At 72.4% G+C, this 6542-nt stretch carries 5 protein-coding genes; 2 read left to right on the top strand and 3 right to left on the bottom strand.

All coding sequences use genetic code 11. The features are described from left to right. Window positions 1–416 precede the first annotated feature (416 nt). Entirely contained in the window at window positions 417–1346 is a 930-nt protein-coding gene (locus tag ACTIDRAF_RS0221060) for an SDR family NAD(P)-dependent oxidoreductase (RefSeq protein ID WP_016700699.1), read from the bottom strand. A 333-nt stretch (window positions 1347–1679) separates the two neighbouring features. On the opposite strand from ACTIDRAF_RS0221060, the gene ACTIDRAF_RS0221055 reads away from it, so the two are divergent. Further along, complete coding sequence (locus tag ACTIDRAF_RS0221055; RefSeq protein WP_026066347.1) at window positions 1680–2864, top strand: arginine deiminase; 1185 nt, start codon at window positions 1680–1682, stop codon at window positions 2862–2864. Between the two features lie 185 nt (window positions 2865–3049). Here the strand turns inward: ACTIDRAF_RS0221055 and ACTIDRAF_RS0221050 are convergent, their stop codons facing one another. After that, the gene (locus tag ACTIDRAF_RS0221050; RefSeq protein WP_016700697.1) at window positions 3050–4135 is read right to left on the bottom strand and encodes a hypothetical protein; all 1086 of its coding nucleotides are present in this window, start codon (window positions 4133–4135) and stop codon (window positions 3050–3052) included. A gap of 358 nt (window positions 4136–4493) precedes the next feature. Between ACTIDRAF_RS0221050 and ACTIDRAF_RS0221045 the strand changes: the two genes are divergently transcribed. Next, window positions 4494–5054 carry a ferritin gene (locus ACTIDRAF_RS0221045; RefSeq protein ID WP_016700696.1) on the top strand — a complete coding sequence of 187 codons (561 nt, stop codon included), beginning with the start codon at window positions 4494–4496 and terminating at the stop codon, window positions 5052–5054. Window positions 5055–5093: 39 nt separating this feature from the next. Here the strand turns inward: ACTIDRAF_RS0221045 and ACTIDRAF_RS0221040 are convergent. Next, a partial coding sequence (locus tag ACTIDRAF_RS0221040; RefSeq protein ID WP_016700695.1) for an AAA family ATPase occupies window positions 5094–6542 on the bottom strand: 1449 nt, incomplete at its 5' end.

Raw genomic sequence — 6542 nt, 5'->3', positions numbered from 1 at the left:
GGCGGGAGCGGCCGATCCGTGTGGTGCCGCACCACCGCCGCTGGACGACCTCGGAGAACTCCACCCGACGGCGGAAGACCACCAAGAGCGGACGCGACACCTCCTGCCGGCCGAGCCCGCCGTGACGCGGCAGGAGGACGGCCGCCACGGGACGCGTGGACACCCGCGCCCGCCCTGGCTCGGTCCGCTCTGGGCTGCGGGAGGCGGGACACCCGTGGACGACGGGGTTCGGGGGCGGCGCTCCCGCGCGGCGGGCACGCGGCGGGCGGTCGGAGACACCCCGCCTCGACCTCGGTGGCGGTCGGCGACCGGGTCACGGAGGCGTCGTCGAGGATCGGGGCACGACGTCCCCGTCCCCGTCCTCCCGGACGGACGGCTCGTTCGGGGTCGAGCCATCCCTCAGGGGAGATCCGATGTCAGGTGCTGAGGATGCCGTACCGCATCCTGGCCATCATGTTCTCCGGGCCCGCCTGGACGCAGGCGTCGCTGAAGAGGTCGTCGATGCGGCCGTCCAACTCCGAGGGTCGCCAACGCCTGTTGCCGGCGGTGATCTCCGCGACCGAGGTGAACGGCTGGTACAGCTCGATGCTGTCACCCTGCACGCCGAACACCTTGCCGCTGATGTGACCGGAGTCCGCCGAGCACAGGTACGCGACCAGGGGCGCGATGTTCTCTGGCGCGAAGAAGTCGAAGCCGTGTTCCTCCGCCGCGCGTTCGTGTTCCCGCATCTCCTCGTCGGGCAGCAGGTCCTCGGTGAGCCTGGTGATCGCGGAGGGGGCGATGGCGTTGGACGTGACCTGGTAGCGGGCCATCTCCATCGCGACGATGGTGGAGAACGCCGCGATGCCCGCCTTCGCGGTTCCGTAGTTGCTCTGGCCGAAGTTCCCGAGGATCCCGGAGGCCGAGGTGGTGTGCACCAGGCGCCCCGACCGCTCGGCCTCCTTCCAGTAGCGGCAGGCGGCCCGCGTGCAGGTGAAGTGGCCGCGCAGGTGCACCCGCAGCACCGAGTCCCACTCGTCGTCCGACATCTTCGCGACGGTGCGGTCCGAGACGAAACCGGCGTTGTTGACCAGCGCGTCCAGCTGGCCGAACTCGGCGACGGCGCGGGTGACGAGGGCGTCGGCGACCATCGTGTCCGAGACGTCCCCGACACTGGCGACCGCGCGGCCGCCCTCGGCCCTGATCAGCTCGACGACCTCGGTGGACACCGCCTCGTCCAGGTCGGAGACGACGACGGCGGCGCCCTGTCTCCCGCACTCCAGTGCTTCGGCGCGGCCGATGCCCCTACCAGCACCGGTCACGATCACCACCCTGCCGTTCAGGATGGTCCGCTCATGGGTTCTCACATCGGAGAGCGTAGGACTTACCGGGTGGACCTCGCGGGGTGGTGCGGCGTAGTCCTCACTCCGCTGGGCACCCGGGGAACGGTGGGCGCCCGCCACCCTCCGCGCCCCGAGCCAACCAGTAGCGGAAGCACCCATGGACGCAACGATCACACGCCCTGATGGACACTCTGTTTAACGACCAACGTCCATAACCACTGATTACGATCAGAATTCCTCCCCGAACGCCGTCCGACCCAGCTTTTCTTCCGATCCTTCTCTAGGCTGGAACGCGTGGAATCGGAAGCGACGGCGACCGCGACCCTCAACCAACAGGCACCCGAGCCGGCCGGATCGGTGCACACCGAGGTGGGAGGACTACGTTCGGTCCTCCTCCACCGGCCGGGTGAGGAACTGAAACGCCTCACCCCCCGCAACAACGATCGGCTGCTCTTCGACGGCATCCCCTGGGTCGACCGGGCGCAGGAGGAACACGACGCGTTCGCCGACACCCTGCGGGCCCGGGGCGCCGAGGTGCTCCTGCTCACCGACCTGCTGTCCCAGGCCCTGGCCGACCCCCGGGCGCGGGCGGCCGGCGTGGTGGCCGCCGTCGACGAGCACCGGCTGGGCCTCGACCTGGCCGACGTGCTGCGCGCCTACCTCAGCGACGCGGACGTCACCACCCTGGCCTCCGTGCTCACGGCGGGGATGACCTTCGAGGAACTGCCGGCCGCGGAGGGGGGCTCCCTCGTCAGGAAGATGCGCCACCCCCACGACTTCGCGGTGGACCCGCTGCCGAACCTGCTGTTCACCAGGGACTCCTCGGTGTGGATCGGGGACCGTGTCGGCATCACCTCGCTCACCATGCCGGCCCGTCGCCGGGAGACCTCCCTGACCGACCTGATCTACGCGTTCCACCCGCGCTTCACCCGCGCCCGACGCGCCTACGGGGCGCACTCGGCGCCGGTCGAGGGCGGGGACGTGCTGCTGCTCGCTCCCGGGGTGCTCGCCATCGGGGTCGGTGAACGCACCACGCCGGCCGGAGCCGAGTCCCTGGCCCGCTCGGTGCTCGCGGACGGCCTCGCGCACACCGTCCTCGCGGTGCCGATCGAACAGCGGCGCGCCTGGATGCACCTGGACACGCTGTGCACCATGGTCGACACCGACGCCGTCGTGCTCTACCCGGCGGTCCAGGACAGCCTCACCGCCTTCCCCATCACGACGCGGTCGGACGGAACGCTCCGGATCGGCGGGCCGACCCCCTTCCTGACCGCCGCCGCCGAGTCGATGGGGATCGAGCGCCTCCGCGTCATCGAGACCGGCCTCGACCCGGTGACCGCGGAGCGGGAGCAGTGGGACGACGGGAACAACACGCTCGCGCTGGCACCGGGAGTGGTGGTGGCCTACGAACGCAACGTGGAGACCAACGCCAGGTTGGAGGCCCAGGGCATCGAGGTGCTGCGGATCTCGGGCTCCGAACTCGGGTCGGGCCGAGGCGGCCCGCGCTGCATGTCCTGCCCGCTGGTCCGCGACCCGGTCTGACCGGTTCAGACGACGCCGGGCACCGTGAGAGCGGCCTGGCACCCGCTGACGGGCGCTCCCGGCGGCTCGGGCCGGGCTAGCTCGACCAGGGAGGGCGGTGGCGCGAGCGCCCCACCTGCCAGCCCTCCCGTCGGCCGTCCCGCCACCGGGAGCCGGTGGGGTGCGACCGCGTGCCCTGCCCCGGCCTAGCGACTCGTGAAACCGAGGTAGCCACCCGCTCCGGACCCGGCACCGGGGGCCGTCGGTGCCCCCACCGTCCACAGGACCGATCCGTGCGCGGCGTCGACGTCGACCAGGGCCAGGTCGTCCAGGCCCGTCACCCGCCACGGCTGCCAGTGCCGGTCGCTCCGCCTCAGCAGGTACGGTCCGCCGCCGGCGGTGCGGCCCACGGCCACCGGCTCGCTCCGGTAGACGGTCACGGCGCACAGCTCTGCCTCGGCGATCGGCGTGTCCGGCACCGACCACTGCCGGCCGTCCCATTCCGCCAGGAACGGGCGCGGCTCGCCGTCGCCGTCGTGCGCCACGGCCCGGCCCACCGCCCACGCCTCGCGATCACCGACCCCGACGACGTCGAGGAGCGTGACCGAACCGCCCTCGCCGGCCGGCCCCGCGTGTTCCGCCCAGGAGCGGCCGTCCCACCGCAGGACCACCGGGACGTCCAGGCCGGGCCGCTCCCCGACCACCCACACGTCCGACCCGTTCCGCGCGTGCGCGGCGGTCAGCCGGGCCCGGCCGGCCACCGGCGGCTCCTGGACGTGCCACCGCCCCCCGGTCGCCGACCGGTGCAGCAGCAGGGGGCGTTCACCCGCCCCCGGGGACCGGACCACCCCGACCGCCCACACCTCACCCGAGGGCGCCACCGTGACGTCGAGCAGTTCCGCCGTTCCGGCGGCGGGTGCGGGAACGGCCTCGGTGGCCCACCGCGCGCCGTCGAACCGCCACACCAGCCCACCCCCCACCGCCCAGACCTGGTCCGGCGCGGGACCGGCGACAGCGACGGGTTCGGCCTGTCCCGGCAGGCGCAGTGCCCGCCACACGCCGTCCCGTTCGTGCAGCGCGACCGGGCCCTGGTCGTCGACGCCGACCGCGACCGCCTCCCCGTGGCCGATGCCCACCACTCCGGCGAACGCGATGGGCCCGTGCACGCCGGTCCCGGCCGGAACCCAGTCGCCGAATCCGGGGGCCGCGAACGCGTTCGTGGCGGCCGCGAACAGCGCCGACACGACCAACATCCCGAGCGGCACGACCGACAGCGCGCGAGTTCGTTCCATCCTTCGACTCCTCGTCCTGGTGGTGGGTGGGGTTTCGGGTGCGGCGACCGGGCTCGACCGCCTGGCCCGGCCGGGCTGCCGACGCCGCGATCATGGCAGCGCCACCGCAGCGAGCACGAACGTTCATCCACAGGCCAGAACCACCGCTCACCTGCGAGGATGACCCGGGGTAGCCGAGATCTCCCCCGAACGGGCGAGACACGCCAGGACAGGTCAGGAATGCGGTGGTTCGGTAAAGCGAACCTCAGGAAGATGAGGCAAAACAAAGGAAAGAAAGCCTCACCTGCGGTCGTGGAATCTTTCGTGAGAAACGTCGCCGCAAGTCGTCCAGAACTCAACCATCCCCTATGCTGAAAACATGTCCCTTTCCACGAAGAAGATCCACGACGCCGAGTCGAAGTTCCACTCGTTGCTACGGGCCCAGGTCCGCAACGAGTTCACCGCCTCCCAGCAGTACGTGGCGGTGGCGGTCTGGTTCGACTCCCACGACCTCCCCCAACTGGCCAGGCACTTCTACCGGCAGGCACTGGAGGAGCGGAACCACGCGATGATGATCGTGCGCTACCTCCTCGACAACGACCTCGACGCCGCCATTCCCGGTGTCGACGAGGTGCGCAACGAATTCGGGGAGGTCGAGGAACTCATCGCCCTGGCCCTCGAACAGGAACGTGGGGTGACCGAGGAAATCGTCACGCTGGCCAAGGCCGCCAGGGCGGAGGACGACTACCTCGGCGAACAGTTCATGCAGTGGTTCCTCAAGGAGCAGGTCGAGGAGGTGGCGCAGATGTCGACGTTGCTCAACGTCGTGCGCCGCGCCCAGGGCAACCTGTTCGAGGTGGAGAACTTCCTCGCCCGGGAGACCGTCGGGGACGGTGGCTCCGACCCCACCGCGCCGGAAGCCGCCGGTGGCGCGCTCTGACCCGCCATGGCGATGGCGACCCCCAGCGGGCCGAGAAGCTCAGTCCACCCCCGCCGGCCGGGTCAGGAACCGGGACGGTTCGCCCGTCCAGGTGATCACGAGCTGGTCCGCCGCGCGAGCGCAGGCGAGGTGGAGGAGCCGCCGTTCGCGCCGCTCCAGCAGCCTCCCGAACCCGGCCGGTTCCTGCTCCGCCCAACGTCGCGCCGGTAGCCGTTCCGCGTCCGCTCCCACCACGACCACCCGCCGGAACGCGCACCCGACCGCCTCGTCGAGCGTGCCCACCCACACCGACACGGCCCCCGCCTGGGCGACCTCACCAAGCCGCACACCACCCAGGCCCGCCGTACCCAACCGGCGGAGCAGGACGTCCGCCTCGCGCCCGGTGGTCGCGAGCACGGCGGTGCCCCCGTCCGCCCCGTGCCGGGCCCGCCAGGCCCGGACGAGCTCGACGACCCCACGTCGCTCCTTCTCCTCGGTCTCGAAGGGGAGGAACGACGCCGCCGGACCACGTCGTTCCGCTCGGGGGCCGCTCGCGCCGGCCGCGTCGACGAGGTCAGCGAAGAGCTCGGTACGGGCCCGAACCAGTTCGAGGGTGGCTCGTCGCTCGTGGACCAGCTCGACCACCTCCCCCTCCTCAGGAACACCGGGCGCCTCCTCCCCCGTGGTCGCCCGCTGCGAGGCGTCCACGCAGAGCAGGACGTCGTCGGGCCCGGCGGGAACGAGGGCGCGCAACAACCGCCAGTGGGTCGGGTCGAGGTCCTGCGCGTCATCCACGACCAGGTGGTGGTAGCGGGTGACCCTCGGGGCGTCGGCCTCCCGCGCCGCCCGCTCGGCCAGGTCCGCCGCCGAGCGGGCGATGACCGAACCCGTCAGCACCTGCCGTTCCCGCAACCGGGCTTCAAAGCGTCCGGCCAGCCGCCACACGGTCGCCCGCTCCGCCGGAGCCAGCGCCACGGACCGGTCACTCCGGTCCGCCGCGAGGTAGCCGCCGAGGTCGACCAGTCCACGTCCGCCGAGCACCTCCCGGTACTCGGCGGTGAGGAAGGCGGGAGTGAGCAGGGCCCGCTCGCGCGCCGACAGCTCCACCGACTGCTGGAGGACGGCCACCCACTCCTCGGTCTCCGCCCGTTCGACCCCGAACGGGCGGCCGTCGGAGGCCTCGGCCCGCACCCGCCGCGCCAGCTCCCCGACGTCGCACACCTCGACGCGGCGCGCCACCGGCGCCTCGACGAGACCCGCCAACCTGGTCCGCAGCACGTCGGCCCGCCGCTCGTCCGGCGCGGTCAACAGCACCCGGGCCTCCGGTTCCCGCCGGGCCAGGGCGACCGCGCGGTGCAAGGCCACCGTCGTCTTCCCCGTTCCCGGCCCGCCCGTGACCCGCACCGGGCCGGGCCTCCACCGCCGGAACGCGATCCGGCGCTGCGCCGGGTGCGGGTAGAACCACCAGTCGGCCGAAGTGGCCTCCACCAGCCCGTTCGCCGTCTCCGG

It is taken from the genome of Actinoalloteichus spitiensis RMV-1378 (assembly GCF_000239155.1).
GTDB classification, from domain to species: domain Bacteria; phylum Actinomycetota; class Actinomycetes; order Mycobacteriales; family Pseudonocardiaceae; genus Actinoalloteichus_B; species Actinoalloteichus_B spitiensis.
Note: the sequence above shows the minus strand (reverse complement) of the source record. Positions and strands in the feature narration are given on the sequence as shown.